Annotated in this window: 15 protein-coding genes; 8 read left to right on the forward strand and 7 right to left on the reverse strand. The window is 42.7% G+C overall.

Features of this window, described 5'->3' with window-relative positions; translation table 11 throughout:
* Nucleotides 1–266: 266 nt before the first annotated feature.
* Both FLM48_RS09585 and FLM48_RS09590 read right to left on the reverse strand, forming a co-directional pair.
* On the reverse strand, nt 267–776 hold the full coding sequence (locus tag FLM48_RS09585) for a hypothetical protein (protein WP_179024472.1): 510 nt from the start codon (nt 774–776) through the stop codon (nt 267–269).
* Complete coding sequence (locus FLM48_RS09590; protein WP_179024473.1) at nt 773–1141, reverse strand: hypothetical protein; 369 nt, start codon at nt 1139–1141, stop codon at nt 773–775. The genes FLM48_RS09585 and FLM48_RS09590 overlap by 4 nt, the downstream gene beginning before the upstream one ends.
* 116 nt (nt 1142–1257) lie before the next feature.
* Here FLM48_RS09590 and FLM48_RS09595 point away from each other — a divergent pair, with 116 nt between their 5' ends.
* The 3 genes from FLM48_RS09595 to FLM48_RS09605 all read left to right on the forward strand — a co-directional run bounded on the left by FLM48_RS09595 (nt 1258) and on the right by FLM48_RS09605 (nt 4734).
* Nucleotides 1258–1680: a 5'-nucleotidase C-terminal domain-containing protein gene (locus FLM48_RS09595; protein WP_256871104.1), complete on the forward strand. Its 423-nt coding sequence runs from the start codon at nt 1258–1260 to the stop codon at nt 1678–1680.
* A 518-nt stretch (nt 1681–2198) separates the two neighbouring features.
* Nucleotides 2199–3932, forward strand: coding sequence for a bifunctional UDP-sugar hydrolase/5'-nucleotidase UshA (gene ushA, locus FLM48_RS09600; RefSeq protein WP_179024475.1), 1734 nt, complete (start codon nt 2199–2201; stop codon nt 3930–3932).
* Nucleotides 3933–4293: 361 nt separating this feature from the next.
* On the forward strand, nt 4294–4734 hold the full coding sequence (locus FLM48_RS09605; protein ID WP_028774471.1) for an Hsp20 family protein: 441 nt from the start codon (nt 4294–4296) through the stop codon (nt 4732–4734).
* 131 nt (nt 4735–4865) lie between these two features.
* Here the strand turns inward: FLM48_RS09605 and ilvN are convergent, their stop codons facing one another.
* Both ilvN and FLM48_RS09615 read right to left on the reverse strand, forming a co-directional pair.
* Nucleotides 4866–5360, reverse strand: a complete 495-nt coding sequence (gene ilvN / locus FLM48_RS09610) for an acetolactate synthase small subunit (protein ID WP_028774470.1) — start codon at nt 5358–5360, stop codon at nt 4866–4868.
* Nucleotides 5360–7081, reverse strand: a complete 1722-nt coding sequence (locus FLM48_RS09615; RefSeq protein ID WP_028774469.1) for an acetolactate synthase 3 large subunit — start codon at nt 7079–7081, stop codon at nt 5360–5362. The genes ilvN and FLM48_RS09615 overlap by 1 nt, the downstream gene beginning before the upstream one ends.
* Nucleotides 7082–8047: 966 nt before the next feature.
* Between FLM48_RS09615 and FLM48_RS09620 the strand changes: the two genes are divergently transcribed.
* On the forward strand, nt 8048–9499 hold the full coding sequence (locus FLM48_RS09620; protein WP_179024476.1) for a SulP family inorganic anion transporter: 1452 nt from the start codon (nt 8048–8050) through the stop codon (nt 9497–9499).
* A 282-nt stretch (nt 9500–9781) separates the two neighbouring features.
* On the opposite strand, the gene FLM48_RS09625 is transcribed toward FLM48_RS09620, so the two are convergent.
* Both FLM48_RS09625 and FLM48_RS09630 read right to left on the reverse strand, forming a co-directional pair.
* Nucleotides 9782–11674: a diguanylate cyclase gene (locus FLM48_RS09625; RefSeq protein WP_179024477.1), complete on the reverse strand. Its 1893-nt coding sequence runs from the start codon at nt 11672–11674 to the stop codon at nt 9782–9784.
* Nucleotides 11675–11941: 267 nt separating this feature from the next.
* Nucleotides 11942–14116 (reverse strand): lipoxygenase family protein, encoded by a 2175-nt coding sequence (locus FLM48_RS09630; RefSeq protein ID WP_179024478.1) that lies wholly within the window; start codon nt 14114–14116, stop codon nt 11942–11944.
* 551 nt (nt 14117–14667) lie between these two features.
* Between FLM48_RS09630 and FLM48_RS09635 the strand changes: the two genes are divergently transcribed.
* The 4 genes from FLM48_RS09635 to FLM48_RS09650 all read left to right on the forward strand — a co-directional run bounded on the left by FLM48_RS09635 (nt 14668) and on the right by FLM48_RS09650 (nt 17917).
* Nucleotides 14668–15591 carry a hypothetical protein gene (locus tag FLM48_RS09635; RefSeq protein ID WP_256871105.1) on the forward strand — a complete coding sequence of 308 codons (924 nt, stop codon included), beginning with the start codon at nt 14668–14670 and terminating at the stop codon, nt 15589–15591.
* A gap of 136 nt (nt 15592–15727) precedes the next feature.
* On the forward strand, nt 15728–16063 hold the full coding sequence (locus FLM48_RS09640; protein ID WP_179026332.1) for a cupin domain-containing protein: 336 nt from the start codon (nt 15728–15730) through the stop codon (nt 16061–16063).
* A gap of 88 nt (nt 16064–16151) precedes the next feature.
* The gene (locus FLM48_RS09645) at nt 16152–16550 is read left to right on the forward strand and encodes a VOC family protein (RefSeq protein ID WP_179024479.1); all 399 of its coding nucleotides are present in this window, start codon (nt 16152–16154) and stop codon (nt 16548–16550) included.
* Nucleotides 16551–16681: 131 nt separating this feature from the next.
* Nucleotides 16682–17917 (forward strand): glycosyltransferase family 4 protein, encoded by a 1236-nt coding sequence (locus tag FLM48_RS09650; RefSeq protein ID WP_179024480.1) that lies wholly within the window; start codon nt 16682–16684, stop codon nt 17915–17917.
* A 117-nt stretch (nt 17918–18034) separates the two neighbouring features.
* Here FLM48_RS09650 and FLM48_RS09655 read toward each other — a convergent pair whose 3' ends face one another.
* On the reverse strand, nt 18035–19408 hold the full coding sequence (locus tag FLM48_RS09655; RefSeq protein ID WP_179024481.1) for an endonuclease/exonuclease/phosphatase family protein: 1374 nt from the start codon (nt 19406–19408) through the stop codon (nt 18035–18037).
* Nucleotides 19409–19599: the final 191 nt, after the last annotated feature.

The raw sequence follows: 19599 nt of genomic DNA on the forward strand, positions 1-19599 counted from the left end.
CTCTCAAACCCACGCCAGTAGGGGGCTGCAATTTTGCCCCTTTACAAATCGTCACAGGATTCACATCTTACATTCATAATCGAATACAGATAACAGTGGATTATTCTTACTAGCTTCTTCCATTTCAGCTTTGTTCACACTACAGCGGAAGTAACTAGAATATGTCAGCGTGTCATAATGTAATCCATCTACTGTTCTGACCAAGCTATGCGTTGGTACGAAAGCCATACCAAGTAATAAGCCACCAAGTAACCAAGGAATTAGTTTCATATTGCATTACCGCCAAAGCTATTCCATTCACGAGAGAAACCTTTAGCACTGAAGTTGACAGCACCTCCGTCACTGAATTTAACGTGCACGCTATCCTTCGCATTCTTGAAAGTATTGACAATAAAAGAGTGGCCGTTGTCAGTGATCGCCCACGACATTTTGTAATGGGAGTTAGTGTCAGTGTACTTTGTACAGCGCTCTCTCATTTTTACATTTTGTCCATTTATTTTATAAACAGTCTCTCTGTAACCATTAGCGTCCCATTCTTCATCCCTAGGGCTACACGTTTCCATGCCTTCTTCTAAATTTTGCCAACTGAAATACACACTAGCCCAGCCTTCGGCTGATGACATAATCTGCATTTTCGCTGTTTGTCTAGTATCTGCACCTACTAGGTGCACTTTTGTTGCATTATCTTCCCAGTCAATAGTAATTGCTTTTAGATCAACAGCAGTAGCGGTTAGAGAGCAGATAGATAGAGCGATGGTTGATATTAGTTTCTTCATTGTCCCCAAGCTCCCATGGCATTCCTTACACCTTCAGCGTACTCAGATTCCACCTCAGCTATCCTTTTAGCCTTCTCAGCCTCTATCTCATCACTCTGGACAAGCTCCATAGCCTCTTTAATAGCATCCTTCACATTACCACCTAGTAGCCCATAAGCCTTCTTAAATAGCTCATAAGCTTTGTCTGTAGTGGATACTTCCACCGTCCCCCTTGTAAGGGGAGCCACTAATCCTATGTCTTTCTTCAACTTGTGGTAGTAGGACGTAGAGATGTTAAACTCTTGCTGTACCTGCCTACAACTAGCACCACTACTTATCATCTCAACTATTGCTTGCTTCTCATCTTCACTGAATGTTTTCTTCATGCTCATCTCCTGATCTTGAATAGGTGTGCAGGATAGCGAGTAGAAGAGTAGTGGAGTAATTAATATCTATTCGATAATTTAATACATAACACTAAGAATATTATTGCCTTACCACCGTGCAGCCATTTGGCAACTTTGTTTCTCATGTCACAATGACAGGTAGCGAAGTACAAGAGTACCTTGCGGCCATTGCGGTGAAAACAGGCGGTGGTTACCCGCAACTTAATCGCGTAGAGATGGATGTGAACTGTGACGCTGGCAGCGTTGAAATTGCCAGTCTTGGTGGCCGTGCATTTGATGAGCAACAAGACTACACCTTCTCGTTAATTCATTTCAGTGCAGCAGGTGGTGATGATTACCCAGTGATCAACCAGCATCCTAATTACATTGACACTCAGTTAAGTGATGCAGCGGTGTTCCGCGAGTATTTTGTTGCGAACCCAAACATCATTGCTAGTGACTATACGCCTGTTGAAGGCCAATTGCGCTTCTTCCTAGGCGGTGCAGAAGTGAAAAGCTGTGCTGGTGATGTAAAATAAATTGACCTAGAAGTTAATTGATAAAAAGGGCAACATAGGTTGCCCTTTTTTGTTAATGGTTTGCTAATTAAGCGCAAAATGCTTTTTCACCCGATAGGTTGTTACTGCTCATTTGACCCATTCTTGCTCTTCTGTTTAATAAATTTGTCATTTCTTAGCCCTGTAATTTATCAGTTTTTTCTTATTAATCGGCTGGTCGTGTTCGCCTGTGCGGATGAATCTCGTTTGTTTGTGAATAACACAAATGACTTATAAACCAAATGGATGGTTTTTGCTGGTATCACTTTAATCATACTTTAGCCTGATGCATGTGTTGATGTCCGTTCTCATTTTGAAACAAAGTTGGATGTAAATACTTAATAATCAACACATTAATGTCACATTAATTCATAAAAATGACACAAAGGTTGGATATTATTTGCTAAGATGTTGGCCATAAAAACAGTGTGTTTGTTTTTGTAGATAATAGAGTGTTACCAATTAAAGATATTTTTATAAAAAATACAGGGGTTGATGTAATGACAAATAAGCTAGTTAAAGGATTACTTGCAACTGCAGTGCTAGCGGCACTAGCTGGTTGTAATAGCAGTGATGATGACAACAACACGCCAACAACATGTGCCGAAGCCGGTGATGCATGTACGCAGTTTACTGTACTGCATACCAATGATAACCATGGTCGTTTTTGGGAAAACAAAGACGGCGAATATGGAATGGCTGCACGTAAAACTCTAATTAATCAAATTCGCGCTGAAGTAGAAAGTGCAGGCGGCCACACGCTGTTGCTATCAGGCGGTGATATCAATACTGGCGTACCTGAGTCAGACTTACAAAATGCCATCCCAGATTTCATTGGCATGAATGAGATTGCTTATGATGCAATGGCCGTGGGTAACCACGAGTTTGATAACCCATTAGCTATTTTAGACTCACAGCGCTCTATTGCTAACTTCCCAATGTTAGCTGCAAACATCTACAAAGCAGACGGTACACGTTACTTTGATGCTTATAAGGTATTTGATATCAATGGTGTAAAAGTGGCCGTGATTGGTTTAACTACCGAAGATACTGCAAAATTGGGTAACCCAGAATTTATTAGCGAACTGACTTTTACCGATCCTAAAGAGGAAGTGGCTAAGGTGATTCAAGAGATCAACGATGCTGGTGAAGCAGACTTGATTTTCGCAACCACTCATATGGGTCACTATGCTAACGGCGAGCACGGTAGCAATGCTCCTGGTGATGTGGCACTCGCTAATGCACTTGAAGCGGGTCAACTTCATGCGGTTATTGGTGGTCACTCGCAAAACCCAGTGTGTATGGAAGGCGATGGCTATGCAGAAGACTTTAAGCCTGGTGATGAGTGTAAACCAGATGTGCAAAACGGCACTTTTATCATGCAAGCCCACGAATGGGGTAAGTATGTTGGCCGTGCTGATTTTGAATACTTTAATGGTGAGCTACACCTAGCAAGCTATAACTTAGTACCCGTTAACTTGTTAGGTACTGTGCTTGACGAAAACGGTGAGCCGGTTCTTGACGAAGAAGGCAACGAAGTAGAAGAGATTGTTGGCGAGAAAATCGAGCCAGATGCTGAGCTACTTGAACTACTGAGCTTTTACCAAGAACAGGGACAAGAGCGCCTTGATGAAGTAATTGCTGCAACTGATGGCTTACTTGACGGTGAGCGTAGTAACGTACGTTACATGCAAACTAACCTAGGCCGCCTAATTGCGATTGCTCAAGCTAAAAAAGTGAATGCTGATTTTGGTGTGATGAACTCAGGTGGTGTGCGTGCATCAATTGAGCAAGGCGAGATCTCTTACCGTGATGTATTGACTGTACAGCCATTTGGCAACATGGTGACACTGAGTACCATGACAGGTGCACAGGTATCGGAGTACTTAGGTAATGTGGCGAGTCTACAAATTGGCGCAGGTGCATATGCACAAATTACCGGCGTGAAAATGACCGTAGACTGTGAAGCTCAGTCAGTGGCCATTAGTGACATTAACGGCAAAGGTTACAGCGATACAGATACATACACCTTTACTGTTCCTAGCTACAACGCCGCAGGTGGTGACGGCTATCCAGTGCTTACACCAGTACAAACTGGTTACGTTGATGCCGACGTACTTTACGGTTACTTCAAAGATGCTGGCAGCATCGTAGCAGCTGACTACAACCCAGTAGGCGATATCGTTTACGAAAACTCTGAAAGTGTTGAAGGGTGTAAAATTACTGCTAACTAAATAAAAAGCAGCTAAAAAAGGCAGCCATGGGGCTGCCTTTTTTGTTTTTTGAGCCTAAGAAATGATAATTGGTTTGTTAACTAAGACAAAATCCAATTAAAAATAGCAAATTAATTTCTTATTATTATCAATGATATAGTTATTTATTCATCTTTTGAAAGTAAAATTTTTTTGAAAAGGCTTGAAAACAAAATGGCCTGTCTACATATAGTGAGTATGAGGCGCTCAATGAGGCTTCATCACAAACCATCAAGTTAGGTGCCTGCGGGGCTTAGCGGTTTGTAAAACTTATCGGTGCAAAACGATGCTATGACATCAATTTGGCCAACTTAATATATTGCTTAATTGTGAGGATATACCTATGCGTAACTATGATCTAACTCCACTATACCGTAGCGCCATTGGATTTGACCGTTTAGCTCAACTTGCTGAACATGCGGCGTCAAACAAAGGTAACTCTGGCTACCCCCCATATAACATCGAATCGTTAAGCGAAAACCGTTATAGAATTACTATGGCTGTTGCCGGCTTTACGATGGATGAACTTGAAATCACCAGCGAAGGTGAGAAATTACTCGTCAAAGGCACTAAAGTCGAGCAAGACCAAGAACGTAAGTACCTGTATCAAGGTATTGCTGAGCGCGGATTTGAGCGCACGTTCCAGTTAGCCGACTATGTCACTGTAGTAGGTGCAAGCCTTGAAAATGGTTTACTCGATATCGATTTACAGCGTGAGATCCCCGAAGCACTTAAACCACGCAAAATCGAAATTGGACGCTCTAGAGTATTAGACGCCAAATAAACCCCAGTGAATGATGGCAGGGTTGCCTGGACTCATCACTGACCATCGACATCACGAGTACATAAAAAAGGGAGCCTAGGCTCCCTTTTTTAGTTATTGCTCTAAGCAACATAATAAGTGTTTAGCGGCAATTAAGCGCGCATAGATTTTTCACCGCGGCATAGTCCCACTACACCAGAGCGAGACACCTCAACCACTTTGGTCATTTCCCCTAATGAGGCAATGCAAGCATCAAGCTTAGCGGTTGTACCGGTAAGTTGAATGGTATACAGCTCACTGGTGACATCGACAATCTGACCACGGAAAATATCAGTAGTGCGCTTCACTTCTTCACGCGCCGCGCCTTTAGCTTTGACTTTTACTAAGGCAATTTCACGCTCAATGTGACTAGACTCGGTAATGTTAGCTACTTTTAAAATATCAATCAGCTTGTGTAGCTGCTTTTCAATTTGTTCAAGTACTGTCTCATCTGCTTCGAGGGTAATGTTAAGTCGTGATAATGTTGCATCATCAGTCGGTGCCACGGTTAGGCTTTCAATGTTGTAACCACGCTGAGAAAACAGACCGACCACGCGTGAAAGAGCACCGGGTTGGTTTTCAAGTAATACAGATAAAATACGACGCATTAGCTTTTCTCCGTTTTGCTTAGCCACATTTCGTTCATTGCTCCGCCGCGGATTAGCATCGGATAAACGTGCTCAGTTTCATCAACACTGATATCAACAAATACCAACTTGTCTTTCATTGCTAGGGCTTTTTCTAGACCCGCTTCTAGCTCTGCTGGATCGCTAATGGTCATGCCCACATGGCCGTAGGCCTCAGCAATCTTGGCAAAGTTGGGTACCGAGTCCATATAAGAGTGCGAGTGGCGGCCAGAGTAAATCATATCTTGCCACTGTTTCACCATGCCTAAGAAACGGTTGTTAAGGTTAATGATTTTAACCGGTGTATCGTATTGCAGCGCGGTAGAAAGCTCTTGGATATTCATTTGAATAGAGCCATCGCCGGTAACACACACTACGGTTTCATCGGGCATGGCCATTTTTACGCCCATCGCCGCGGGTAAACCAAATCCCATGGTGCCAAGCCCGCCAGAGTTGATCCAACGGCGTGGTTTATTAAAGGGGTAATACAATGCGGCAAACATTTGATGCTGGCCAACATCGGACGATACATAAGCATCACCATTAGTGAGTTTATGTAAAGTTTCAATAACTTGCTGTGGCTTAATTCTATCGCCACTTTTGTCATAGGCTAAGCTTTTACGCGCACGCCATTGATTGATCTCGCTCCACCAAAATTCATTGGCGGCCACATCGTTGGTGAGGCTTTCATCTTCTTCGAGAATAGCTAACATGCTATCAAGAATGTTCTCTGCAGAGCCAACAATTGGGATATCAACTTTAACGGTTTTCGAAATTGAAGATGGGTCGATATCAATGTGCAAAATGGTCGCGTTAGGGCAGTACTTTTCGACATTATTGGTGGTACGGTCGTCAAAGCGCACACCAATACCAAAGATGAGGTCGGAATTGTGCATCGACATATTGGCTTCGTAGCAGCCATGCATACCAAGCATACCGACGCTATTAGCGTGGGTACCAGGAAACGCTCCTAAGCCCATCAAGGTACTGACAACCGGAATGCCGAGTTTTTCAGACAGGGTTAAAATTTGCTGGTCGCAACCAGAGATAACCGCGCCGCCACCCACATAAAGTACCGGCTTTTTGGCCTTTAATAATGCCTGTAAACCACGACGAATTTGGCCTTTATGGCCGGTGGTCGTTGGATTATATGAACGCATTTGAATTTCTTCAGGATATTGATAATCATGCAATATCTGTGGGTTCAAACAATCTTTTGGAATATCAACCACAACGGGTCCAGGTCGGCCACTGGCGGCGAGATAAAAAGCTTTTTTAATGATGGCGGGAATGTCTTTCGCGTCAGTGACTAAAAAGCTGTGCTTAACCACTGGACGGGAAATACCAATCATGTCGCACTCTTGGAAAGCGTCATTACCAATCAGGTTGCTAGGTACTTGGCCTGAAAGTACCACCAATGGAATTGAGTCCATGTAAGCGGTGGCAATACCGGTAATGGCATTGGTTGCGCCGGGGCCTGAGGTTACTAACACCACGCCCACTTCGCCTGTGGCGCGTGCATAGCCATCGGCCATGTGCACCGCAGCTTGCTCGTGGCGAACTAAAATATGGTCAATATCAGATTTTTGATGCAACGCATCATAGATATCAAGGACAGAGCCACCTGGGTAGCCGAAAATGTGTTTTACGCCTTCATCAATTAATGATCGTACGATCATGCTGGCGCCGGATAACTGCTCCATTTTTCATCCCTCAATAAGTTACCGCTACGGTATGCAGTATCTTGCTACAGCGACGGTAATCGCTATTTAAAATTAAGCTTGAACGGTAATTCAAGCGCGTAGAACTCATCACATCGCATTTGTCGCCCTGTAAGGCGGAGTTCATCTGAAGATGTTCAGATTTTCATCATATTTAAATCACTTATGATTTCAAGCCTTTTATGACAAAAATGGCTCAAAATGAACAAAACTCATTGTTTTGCTACTAAAACGCATGAAAATGGTGCAAAAGTAGGCGGGCTATTGGTTTTTGGTTTAACTAAACAAGTTTGTGGGGAGTGCGGTTTAAGTTACGCGCACTGATTTATGAAGCAGGCGTGCTGGCTGGATAGCAACCTAAACGGCTTTTGCCGTTCATTGATAATGAACGTGCTAATTAACTAAAAGATATCGCTTTCTTTGTTCAAGACTGCCTTGTATTGGTGCATGGAACGGGTAGGTGATTCGAGATGATAAGCGTGGCGCCATTGACTTAAAGGCTTGTGACATACTCAGGCAAGTGAACATACCTTTAGCAAGTTAATTTTTTTGGTGAAGCTGAAAGTTCATCATAAAGTGGTTTAGACCAAGGTGATGGCGAATTATCTCGAGCTATTACTCAGAGGGTGTAGTATGAGAAGGCTTAGATTGTGCTAACACTAACACCTATTTACGTGATCTACGTCTCACAAACTTGGTTTCTCAAGGTGTACCATGCTGAAAATTTTGCAATCGAGGAAATTACTCACTGTGTTAATGACGCCACCCTAACGTTTTGTCCCGCCTAAAGCTATCTTACTAGTTTAAGTACAACGCTTAATTTCTTGCGCTTTTAAATTCATTGTCGAATGTCAACGGCAGTGCTCTAGCGCCATATTTTGTCAAAAGCACATATAACACTCCAGTTTTATCTCTGGTGCGTTCGGCTGTGTCAAATTTGAGAGTTTAATGTCTAAAAATTATAAAACTGATTGGATTTCCAATATTCGAGGTGATCTTCTTGCTGGACTTGTTGTCGCCTTAGCGCTCATTCCAGAGGCTATCGCTTTTTCTATTATCGCAGGTGTCGATCCTAAAGTGGGCTTATACGCGTCATTTAGTATCTCGGTTGTAATCGCTTTTAGTGGCGCACGTCCAGGAATGATTTCTGCCTCTACCGGTGCGATGGCGCTACTTATGATCACGCTAGTAAAAGAGCATGGTTTGCAGTATCTGCTAGCAGCAACCGTATTGACTGGTGCACTACAAATTGTTGCTGGTTACCTAAAATTTGGTAATTTTATGCGATTTGTTTCTCAGTCTGTAGTCACTGGATTTGTAAATGCACTCGCAATTTTAATTTTGCTAGCGCAATTGCCAGAGCTTACCCATGTTAGTTGGCATGTATACGCTATGACACTGGCGGGGTTAGGCATCATATACTTGTTCCCGTATTTGCCTATTGTCGGCAAACTGATTCCTTCCCCACTCATTTGTATTGTGGCGCTAACGCTATTAGCTATGAATTTTAACGTCGAGGTCCGTAGTGTTGGAGATATGGGAGAACTGCCTGATACCTTACCGATATTTGTCTGGCCAGACGTACCTTTCAATTTGGATACGCTATTAATTGTGTTGCCTTATTCACTTTCCTTAGCGACGGTTGGATTGTTGGAGTCGATGATGACAGCCACTATTGTTGATGAACTTACTGAAACCAATAGTGATAAAAACCGAGAGTGCAGAGGGCAAGGATTAGCAAACATGTCAGCAGGGTTTCTTGGCGGAATGGCTGGGTGTGCCATGATTGGTCAGTCTATGATTAACATTAAATCCGGCGGCATAGGCCGTTTATCAAGCTTAGCGGCAGGTGTATTTTTATTGTTTATGGTGGTGTTTCTTGGTGACTGGCTAAAGCAGATACCTATACCAGCATTGGTCGCGGTTATGATTATGGTGGCAATTGGGACTTTTTCTTGGCGATCGATTATTGATATGAAAACGCACCCGTTGTCGACTAATGTGGTTATGTTATCTACGGTAATAGTCGTGGTTATGACGCACAATCTTGCTATAGGTGTATTAGTCGGGGTGTTGTTGGCTTCGGTATTTTTTACTAATAAAGTTAGCCACATGATGGTCGTTAACAGTTTACTAAAAGATAATGCGCACCGTGAATATAAGGTGACAGGGCAGGTGCTGTTTGCCTCGTCGAACAAGTTTATCAATTCTTTCCACTTTATGGATGACATCGAGACCGTGACTATCGATATATCTACCGCACATTTCTGGGATTTCACTGCGGTGAAGGCCTTGGATACAGTTTTGGCTAAGTATAAAAGACAAGGCGTACGTGTATCTCTAATAGGCATGAATCGAGCAACTCAAGATATTGTCGATAGACACAGTGTAACTACCTAGTAGGTATTACTTAATTGCAAGTATAATAGCTATCGCTGGTTAATAGGGTTAGATGGGGAAAGTGGTATAACCCCTATACGCTCGTTGATTTTGAAAATTGCAAGCCTCTAGTTGCGATAGTTGATAGGCCCTATATCAGTTTACTTTAATGATTGCTTCGAGCATTTCACAAGTAGCAGATGAAATGGTTTGAGTAATTCTCGCTGATAAGGGCTTAACGATAGATTTTAAGTAGTTAATAAAAAGCTTAAGTAACATCGCTGATATTGAGCCTAGTGAGTATTATAAGGTTAGCCGGTGGTTCTCATAAAAGTTGTTCACTACATTATTTCTGCCGGATTCTTTAGCTTGATAAAGTAATCGGTCCGATTGATTCATTAGCGAATCTAAGTCCATCCCAGATTGCCATTTTGCGACACCGATTGAAGCGGTTATGGTGATTCGGTGGTCTTGAAATTCAATATTGAGTGATTCAATTGCACTGCGAATTCGCTCTGCTAGGGTAATCGTATCTTGTGGCTCATTATTTTCCATAAGAATGCCAAACTCTTCACCGCCAAGTCTCGAGACAACATCTACTGTGCGCACCGTTGCAGAAATCGCATCGGCTACCGCGATGAGTACCGCATCCCCCGCAGCATGACCGTATGTGTCATTTACGTACTTAAAATAGTCGATATCTATCATCAGAAAGTGCAGGCCCGCGTCTTGATTACGATTAACTCTTGCGAGGAACCGATTGGCAGACTCGATGAATGCGCGGCGATTATAGATACCCGTTAAAAAGTCTACGCGGGCTTCTGATTCAGCCTCATCTTTTGCCTCTGAAAGTTGTTTGGTTTGCAGTTGGACTTGCAAGGCCAGTTCATCTGCATAATTTTGTAGGTGTTGGCGATGTTTCTGTTCTATCTGTTGTTTAGTATCTTGTATGTCTTTTAATCGAAGCAACATGACCGTTGTTAACAAAAAGGCCTCGATGAAGCCACCAATGTAGATCAGCCACTGTACGCCGTATGAATCATTTAAATAGCCACGCAGCCTAAGCGAAGCAGTGAGCATCCCAAAAATAAATACTGCCCAGCTAAAGGTAAATAGCCCTGCATGGGGAACCTTCTTTTTCCATGCGTATAGCCCAATTGGCAGCAGTAGAATATATAGGAACGCTATGTTGTCGATGATTAATCTAGGGTAGTAATGGTATCCCGCGAGGTTGGTTAGCACGCCCGCGATCGAGATGGCCAAAGCCATGAGCAAAAGGTTGTCGATAGTAACTGATAAGCGTCGAATATTGAGAAATGATCTGACAAACCATATGGCCGCGACCTGGCAAATACTTATTTGCAGGACAATCATCCAAAGTTGGTAGCCTTCTTTGTAGAAAAAGTATCCCCAAATACCACTCAACGAGGCGAACAGTGAAGCGATTGAAAAAGCAAAAATAGAGTAATACAGAAACATCCTATCTTTTGAGACAAAGAACACGAGTAATGTTGCAATGCCCATCAATAACTCTGTACACAACAAAATCACCATGAAACTGAGTTCGATGTGAGTTGAATAGTAAAAGCTCGACTCGTCCCATATCTTCATTGCTGTAAAGCTGTGCATGGGGATCTGATTGCCGGGAAATATTTTTACGTATACTTCTTTTGTCTCATTTTTTGGTAAAGGGAGCTGAAATGCGGGCCTAAAGAAGCTGATTTCACGCATGGCGACAGCATCGGTAAATGAAAAGCTCGCGTGTTCAAAATCTGCCGCGGAGCCCTTGACTCTATGGTATAGGTCGATTCGATCAATAGAGGCTTCAACATATTCTAAAATGAGATTGAGATCAGTGTCGCCGCTGTTTTGTATGGCAAACTTCATCCAAGAACTCGCGGATGTAAAGCCGCGGTTGGTGATATTGGGTTCAGGAATACGCCATTGTGAACTCGTGATGACCTGCTCTAGATAAAGTGAGTTGCTTGCATCCGTTAAGTAAAGATAGTTATCACCAGTACTTTGCACTTTTTGGCTAGCGTTAATCTCAATGGTGTTGGGCTCGAAAGCAAAAGATAACGGTGTAATGAGTATAAAAGACAGCGCAAGCAAGGTATTTAAAGCCATTGCATTCTTTGATTGAGTACCTAGAGAAAAGATCGAAGAGAAACCTAGGATAAAGAGAAGGGTACTCACTGTTATCTCCTTGATGCTGAACCCAACCATTGAACCAGCAACTGAACTTGCTTAATTACAGTGGCTCGGTTAATCCGATGGTTACGACAATGTTATTATTATTTTATTGCTGTGTTGCAATGGTAACAGCTTTGGCCAATTTAGTATGTATCAATCTGTTATAAAACAGATTAGTTTAGTTTTATCTTGCTCAGACAAAAGTACGAGACAGGAAACGTTTGGCCTATCCCGTACTTTTAGGGTTGTCAGTTGGCATTTCAGCAAGATTTAGATGCTTATGCTGTTGGGTACCATTGACGGTAATTGAAACAGATAGGGAAAAGGCCGTTGCTTGTTTCGTTGGTGTATATTCATCTCTACCTGATTTAAGGCCAATTGGAAGTCGGTCACTAGCGGCTGGACTTGTTCATCTTGAAAATAGGGCTTTCTTGGGTCTTCACTATAGTGGCCTAAACTGTCGAACTGAACATTACTGAGCAGGTATCCAAAGGTTGCTTGATAAAGTGCGACATCTAGAGGAGGCAAGTACTGCAAAAAGCTGCTTTCGGACAGCTTATCTGAGCGCGTCGGTGCTTGTGCGTAAAGGGTGCCCGATACGCTAGGCAAGTAACTCATTAGTGGCCATTGAGCGTAATTGACTGACGCATGCTGGGCACTGGCGGTATAGATAATCAAAGAGACTATTTTTACTAGGTAATTAAAGTCTCTTATCTGGTAAGGAGACTGACTATCGCCGGTTTCAACTAAGCCATCCATGCCTTTAATTGCAGCACAGCGACTGTTTACCATCTCATTTACCCAGTTTTGCAGCTCATAGTCCTCAGTGACCAACTTATCTTGGTCTAGCTTTGAATCTCCTGCGTAGTAAAGGGATAGGTATTGGCTAACAAATTTTGTAATCGAGTCCCAAAGTTCTAATGTGTCTTCTCTAAAAGGAAATTTAGCCAAGGTTTTGTCACAAACGCCCCTTTGCTGGAATAACTGATCAGGAAACTGCTGGTCAAAACGCCATTTTTCATGGGCATCTGTGATGAGTTTTGCGGTACTTTGATGGCTAGGGGAAAGCACTGAAGCGACAACGCCACCAGGGACAATCAGACTATGAATTGCGCCGTCATTAATTGGCAAAGTAAATCTGAAGTGAGGCTTGAGCAGCACCATCAAGGGGTGTGATTGTGCAAGTTGTCGATTTGCCGCGACCACCATAGGTTCAATGGTTAAATGGCAGGCGCCTAAATGGGCAACGGTTTCATGTTGAACCGCACAGGCATTTTGGACCATTGTTTTTGCAACTGACCACTTTACACCAGTACTGTCGTTATTTGCGGTGCAGTCATTGGGGGTATAGATAGGTGATGTTTCTGCATCAAAGTTCTGGGTTAGTTGAATGCAGATAGGTTGCAGTGCACCGCTTGGCGGATAGCCTTCGGGCGGGGTTTGATTCCAAAAAAATAGTGCGATGGGGGCACAAGGGTAACGTTCTTTGTCATGGAGCATGCTAGATTCAAGCCCTTGCATCATAGCGTAATCGCAAACGTATAGTAGTCCTTGGTCAGCAGCTTGGCTAAGCGAGAGCTCATTGTGGCCGACAACGTTGTGAAAGATCTCATCGCTAATAGGCATTTTCTCCAATAGCTGTTGTAACACAACGGCTTCGGATGAGTAGCTATCACTCAGCAACACCCCTCTCAAATTGGTAGTATTAAAGCCCGCAGTCTGCATATAGCCAAAATACCAGTCCTGTTGCCACACTTCCTGATTGTTGTCTGGCATCCAGCTTTGCTTTTTTATCTTTAAATTGTCTGGAGTAGGCAGTGTTTTGAATAAGTCGCGGTAATCTTCTACCGATGTGGCGGCTAAATAGTCTCGATTGCCGTCTGTCGCGAGCATGTCGTACAAGCTACTTTTTAAGAAAGCGGTTGGTCCTTCCTTGGCTAAATCATGAAATACTTGCTCAAGACCTTTGACCATTTTTAGCAGATCTTTGGGCAGCCTGGCGACGCCAGCCAATGCTTCTTCCAATTCTTTAGGGACTTTAGCTAACGCTTGAATCAACTCGATGGAATACTCGACCTCGTGCACTTTTTTAACGATTATTCCTTCTTGCATCGCTTGTTTTAACTTCTCGTGGGCGACCTCAACAGCATCAATTGATGAGCGTAAATTAGTGGGCATATCATCCACCAACTCTTTTTCCATAAAACTGATCACAACCGATTTGAAATTTTCAGCGATAGCAAGAAATACTTGTAAGACCTTAGCTTCATAAGCAAGACTAAATTCTTCACTTTTAGGTACGCTTGCAGCAATGGGGATAGGCTCTAAATAACTGAACATATAGTTATAGTCAGTTTTTGAAATAGATAAATCAAAACTTCTCTGTCCTTGTTCCTCCAACGAGCACAATTGGGGTAACGAGACACTTTTGGGTTCATTTAGCATTTATTATTCCTGCTTTTAGTTATATGTAAAAGAAATGTTACTCGGCTCTCCTATACTGCACAGTTATGAGTTTTTAAGCTAGGTGTTTGTACTTACGCGATTTTTTGAAAGGGTAAGTAATATCGTGTGTATCGTGGTTTCAATGTGGTTCTGTTTTTTAAGGTCTTTTGTTCAGTGCTTGAATCTGAGTTTAAGAATGTAATTAGACGTTCTATCTGTGAGTCATTTTTGAGTAAGCGACATAAAGGAGGTTGTTGCTATCTGCTTTGGCGTATCTTTTCAGGAATAGGTTGATAGTGCATTGGTGCCCTCAATCGAAATAAATCTATTTCTGGGTACTAATAACTGCTTAGGGATAAGTGGAAAAGATCTGCTTGTTGTTAGAGGCAGCGCTATTCGTAAAACGACAGTTAATTGTCGTTAGCTATCGCCAGTTGCAAATCAGTCAAAAATCATAAAGACGTCAGGTGTTTTTTTACCTGTCTACCTACACTGTAGTCATTCAATTTATTAACGAATTAAAGCAGGTTATGGCTATTAAAAGGAAATGTATGATGCTTAATAGAGTGACACTTATTAAAGTGATGCTAGTCGCCTTGCTTGTGGCGCAAACGACAGCCAACAAAGGTTACAGTCAAGATGGTTTTCCGTTATTACAGGGGGCTTATTTAGGGCAACAAACCCCAGGAGTGATCCCTAAGGTATTTGCAAAGGGGCTAGTGTCAATCGCCGGCAGGTACGAGTACGGTGTGACATTTTCGGCTGATTTAAAGGAGATTTACTTTTCTGCACAACTGCCGGATAAAACGGCTGATATCTATTTTTCAACGGTAGAGAATAACCTATGGCAACCGTTCAAAAAGGCAAATTTTACCCAAGGCGATAAAGCCGGTGAAATGGAGCCTTTTTTAAGCCTTGATGGCAAACAGATGTACTTTACGGCCTATAACGCTGATTTTAGCGACACCAAAATATGGCTAGCAAACCGCAAAGGAAAAAAGTGGCAGAGCGCTAAAAAGCTCGACTCACCGATCAATGATGAAGAGGTGTTTTTCTCGACGCTAGCGAAAAACGGCGATCTTTTCTTTACTGATATTTTCAAATCTCAAACCTACTATTCCGCTTTCATTAATGGTCATTACGGCAAACCCAAAAAAGTGGCTATCGATTTTGGTGTGCATGGATTTATATCGCCAACTCGAGATTACTTGTTGGTGGATTCACGTTCCAGAGAAGAGGCCAGTCGTACAGATAGCGATATTTATGTGTACTTCAAGCAACCAGACCAGACATGGTCTAAGGCCATTAATCTTGGCACTGATATTAACTCAGCCTTTAGTGAAACTGTGCCTAGTGTGACGCCCGATGGCAAATTTATGTTTTTCAGTCGCTACGATGAGCAACACGGGATATCCAACTTATATTGGGTGAGTACTGAAGTGATTGAAAGTCTGCGGCCAAAATCTTTACGGTAAGTGGCCTGGCGTGATGCGTGCCATTTTTATATTGATGTCTATATTGCAATAGATTTTAGCTGTTCTCATTGCTTTTATGCTCGTTTATTATCGTAAAGTCGGTATTCATATTTGAAAAGGAGCGCGCTTGGCTACTGTGGTGAGTCAACAATCTGCAGAACATTATATTTGGGGAGAGAAATGTGATGGCTGGCATTTGGTTAAGTCTAAAAATTTAAGTGTTATTCAAGAAAGGGTGCCAGCAGGGTGTTATGAGAGTCGTCATTTTCATCAACAAGCGGAGCAATTTTTTTTCATATTATCCGGAATTGCCACCATTGAACTTGAAGAAAAGGTCTTCACTCTCACGTCAAATCAAGGGCTGCATATTCCGGCAGGTGCAAAGCATCAGGTAAGCAATCAACACCAAGGCGATTTGGTTTTTATTGTGACTTCAACACCACCTAGCCATGGAGACAGGTTTGAAACATGATAAAGGTTTTCCCTTTGGTGGCATTGTGACTTTGTGGCTAACGCGGCTATTGATATAGAATTGGTGGTTTGAAATTAAGGATACCGTTATGCCTGAGCGAGTTCAGCAAATCAGTAATATCGCGCTGGTTGTCGATAACTATGATGACGCAATTGAGTTTTACACTCAGCGATTGCAGTTCACTTTGATTGAAGATACAGATTTAGGGCAGGGTAAGCGTTGGGTGCAAGTGGCACCGCCCAATGGCAATGGCACCAACCTGTTATTAGCTCAGGCAAGCGACGACCAGCAGCGACATGCAGTTGGGAATCAAACTGGCGGAAGGGTATTTTTGTTTTTGCAAACTGATGACTTTTGGCGTGATTATGAGCAGATGAAAGCCATTGGCGTGCATTTTAACGAACAGCCTCGTGAGGAAGAGTATGGCACGGTTGTGGTGTTTGAAGACCTATACGGTAACAAATGGGACTTACTGCAACGCAGGTGATGAATAACATTGCCAATATCAATTAAAGTCGTACATCCAGAGTTATACATGGCTGTGTTGTGTTAAACGACAAGCTTGAATGTTCATCGGCTAAACCCTAACCTTCCCAAAAAACAATAAAGTGAGCGGTAATGATAAAAGTACTAGTGATTGGTTATGTCTGGCCCGAGCCAAACTCATCGGCGGCAGGTAGCCATATGATGTCGCTATTAAGACTTTATAGACAGCAAGGCTGGCAGGTTGAATTTGCCACTCCTGCTCAACCTTCCGATCATATGGTCGATCTAAGTTTAGCCGGCATAACTAGTCAGAATATCAATTTAAACTGCGACAGCTTTGATGCTTATATCTCAGATTATCAGCCCGACATCGTGATGTTTGATCGCTTTATGATGGAGGAGCAGTTTGGCTGGCGAGTTGAAAAAAGCTGCCCCAATGCTTTAAAAATACTGGATACTGAAGATCTACAATGTTTGCGTAATGCGCGTCACCAAGCTGTTAAGGCTGAACGAGAGCTCACAAAAGCGGATCTGTTTAGTGATATCGCTAAACGTGAGATTGCGGCTATTCTTCGTTGTGATATTTCACTTATCATCTCCAGTTTCGAAATGGAGCTTTTGCAAAAACAGTTTAAAATTGACCCAAGCATTTTGCATCATTTGCCATTTATGGTGGATCTAGATAACTGCCCGACTAAAACAAAAAGCTATGCCGAACGTCAGCACTTTATGACCATAGGTAATTTCCGCCACGCGCCAAACTGGGATGTGGTCTTACATCTGCAAAAGATATGGCCCATTATTCGCCAACAGCTACCTCAGGCTGAGCTGCATATTTATGGCTCTTATCCGCCGCCGAAAGCCACAGCGCTTAATAATCCCAAAACCGGTTTTTTAGTTAAGGGCTGGGCAGAAGATGCCTATCAAGTGATGGAGCAATCGCGAGTTTGTTTGGCGCCTATTCGCTTTGGTGCTGGCATTAAGGGCAAATTGCTTGACGCCATGATAATGCAGACTCCTAGTGTAACGACCTCTGTAGGCAGTGAAGGTATGTGCGGTGATGAACCATGGCCAGGTGATATCATCGATGATTATCAAGAGTTTGCACAAGCTGCAATCAGACTGTATCAACAACAATCCCTTTGGAGTGAAGCCCAGGAGAATGCCGCTACATTGTTAACGGCTAGGTATAATGGCAAAGTCTTAGCCGCTGAGTGGATGAAAAAGCTCAATGAGACGTTGGCTAATCTAGCTGAGCACAGGGTGAATAATTTTACTGGTGCCATGTTAAAGCATCATTCTATGGCGAGCACCAAGTACATGTCACAGTGGATAGCTGCTAAAAACGCCTCTACTCAGCCAAATTAGTGGGCGCTATTTCAAAGCTTTCGGTTGAGTTTCCTGTCATGCACTTAGATTATGATTTTGGGTAGTGCAGTAATATAAAAGCCTCGATAAATCGAGGCTTTTATAGCGCACTTCAGATTAGAATCTAGCTTTCACCCAAACCATACGGTGATCAGAAGAAACATCTTTACCATTGCCGTAATTACCAATGCGGGCATCATTAAACAATAGACGACCTTGTTGGTAAGAAGCCTGCCAATATACACCAGAATCAATAATGTTTAGGCTAGCCGAAGGAATTGCATGATCTGCATTGATTCCGCCATAGGCATTATGGAACTCGGCCGTGATGCGGTTAGGGTACGGATGGGCGGAGCTTCTATCAGCTGCATATTCCGCAGCACCAAAACTAGTGGGGTACAAATCACCGTTAGTGACATTTTGGTTTACCACAGGATCAGCATGTAACTGTGCCATCACTTCCGTAAATCCGTCACCTGCGCCTGTTGCAGCGTCTAAATTCTGATCGCCTACAATGACAAAATGGGCACCGGCTGTGAGTGCACCTGTATTACCAGCATCGTCGTAGAAATCTTGTGCCCTCGTTACGTACTTATGCCAAAACTCCACTTCTGCCGCATTTTGAAGTTTGTTTTTACCTGTATCAAATACAGGAGGCGTAGGGTGAGACATGAGAATGTGTACGGTTTCAGTACCATCTTTAGTTGGAATTAAGATAGGTGCATCCACATGGTTTTTCGATGACAATGTCATTTGCTGCCATTCTTCATCTGTGTACCAGTTTTCGCCATCTAATAATGGGTTTTCAGCGCCTTCTAAGTCTTTCCACTTAAAGTTTTGGAAAGTCCGGGTATTTTTAGAATCAATTTCGTATTTAGACATTAGCGCAAAAGCATATTGACCGTGATACTTGCCATAACCCCAAGAATCATTGGCGTAGGCATCGGTACCAAGATCTTCGGCAGTTGCAATGTAGCCATCATTATTCAAATCGAATCCGCTTAATAAGCCCGTATTCGTTGCGTAGCTTTCCGCAAATGGGTACTCAATTGGTTCTAACTCTGCAGTGCCGCCAGCGCCGTCAATACTTTGGGCTACTGATAAGTAGTTTGCTTGAAAGCCTTCTAATGCTGATAAGTCTTCACCCGTACCGTCATTATTATATTCACCCATCATTAGGACATCTGGGCGAGTCTTTTGAATGATTGCGGCAACATTACGAATTTGGATAACTTTTTCCGCTGTAGCCTTGTCAGCAGGCTCCATAGCGTCGCGATCTTCTAGGTACGCTGCAACGAGTATATTCTGTTGATCCGCTGCAATTGCCATTTCAGCCACTAAATCAGCAAAAGTTGCACGATCGAACGATAAATTGTAAGCCGCAATCTTAACTTCGGTATGATCAACATACTTAATGTCATCATCGTTATTGCAACCAGTAAGTAGTGCTAAACCAACAGCTAAAGCTGCGGCAGATTTAAGTAATTTCATGTTTTGACCCATCAATTGTAATTATATTAACGAGCTCATTTATTTGAGCTTCGGCATCATTCTATATAGGTGTCAATTGTCTGGATATAAAACGCAGGGAAGTTGTGTTTAAGTGATTAATATATAAACTTAAGTTGCCAGGTTGTTACAGATAAAGCTTGAGTTTGTTGGTGGTGTGTATTTTTACTGTT

Source organism: Shewanella sp. Scap07 (genome assembly GCF_013394145.1).
Lineage (GTDB): Bacteria > Pseudomonadota > Gammaproteobacteria > Enterobacterales > Shewanellaceae > Shewanella > Shewanella waksmanii.

What these genes read in the sequence shown, in the direction of transcription:
- FLM48_RS09585 (WP_179024472.1), bottom strand. Translation starts at nt 776, where the DNA reads ATGAAGAAACTAATATCAACCATCGCTCTATCTATCTGCTCTCTAACC.
- FLM48_RS09590 (WP_179024473.1), bottom strand. Translation starts at nt 1,141, where the DNA reads ATGAAGAAAACATTCAGTGAAGATGAGAAGCAAGCAATAGTTGAGATG.
- ushA (WP_179024475.1), top strand. Translation starts at nt 2,199, where the DNA reads ATGACAAATAAGCTAGTTAAAGGATTACTTGCAACTGCAGTGCTAGCG.
- FLM48_RS09605 (WP_028774471.1), top strand. Translation starts at nt 4,294, where the DNA reads ATGCGTAACTATGATCTAACTCCACTATACCGTAGCGCCATTGGATTT.
- ilvN (WP_028774470.1), bottom strand. Translation starts at nt 5,360, where the DNA reads ATGCGTCGTATTTTATCTGTATTACTTGAAAACCAACCCGGTGCTCTT.
- FLM48_RS09615 (WP_028774469.1), bottom strand. Translation starts at nt 7,081, where the DNA reads ATGGAGCAGTTATCCGGCGCCAGCATGATCGTACGATCATTAATTGAT.
- FLM48_RS09620 (WP_179024476.1), top strand. Translation starts at nt 8,048, where the DNA reads ATGTCTAAAAATTATAAAACTGATTGGATTTCCAATATTCGAGGTGAT.
- FLM48_RS09630 (WP_179024478.1), bottom strand. Translation starts at nt 14,116, where the DNA reads ATGCTAAATGAACCCAAAAGTGTCTCGTTACCCCAATTGTGCTCGTTG.
- FLM48_RS09635 (WP_256871105.1), top strand. Translation starts at nt 14,668, where the DNA reads ATGATGCTTAATAGAGTGACACTTATTAAAGTGATGCTAGTCGCCTTG.
- FLM48_RS09645 (WP_179024479.1), top strand. Translation starts at nt 16,152, where the DNA reads ATGCCTGAGCGAGTTCAGCAAATCAGTAATATCGCGCTGGTTGTCGAT.
- FLM48_RS09650 (WP_179024480.1), top strand. Translation starts at nt 16,682, where the DNA reads ATGATAAAAGTACTAGTGATTGGTTATGTCTGGCCCGAGCCAAACTCA.
- FLM48_RS09655 (WP_179024481.1), bottom strand. Translation starts at nt 19,408, where the DNA reads ATGAAATTACTTAAATCTGCCGCAGCTTTAGCTGTTGGTTTAGCACTA.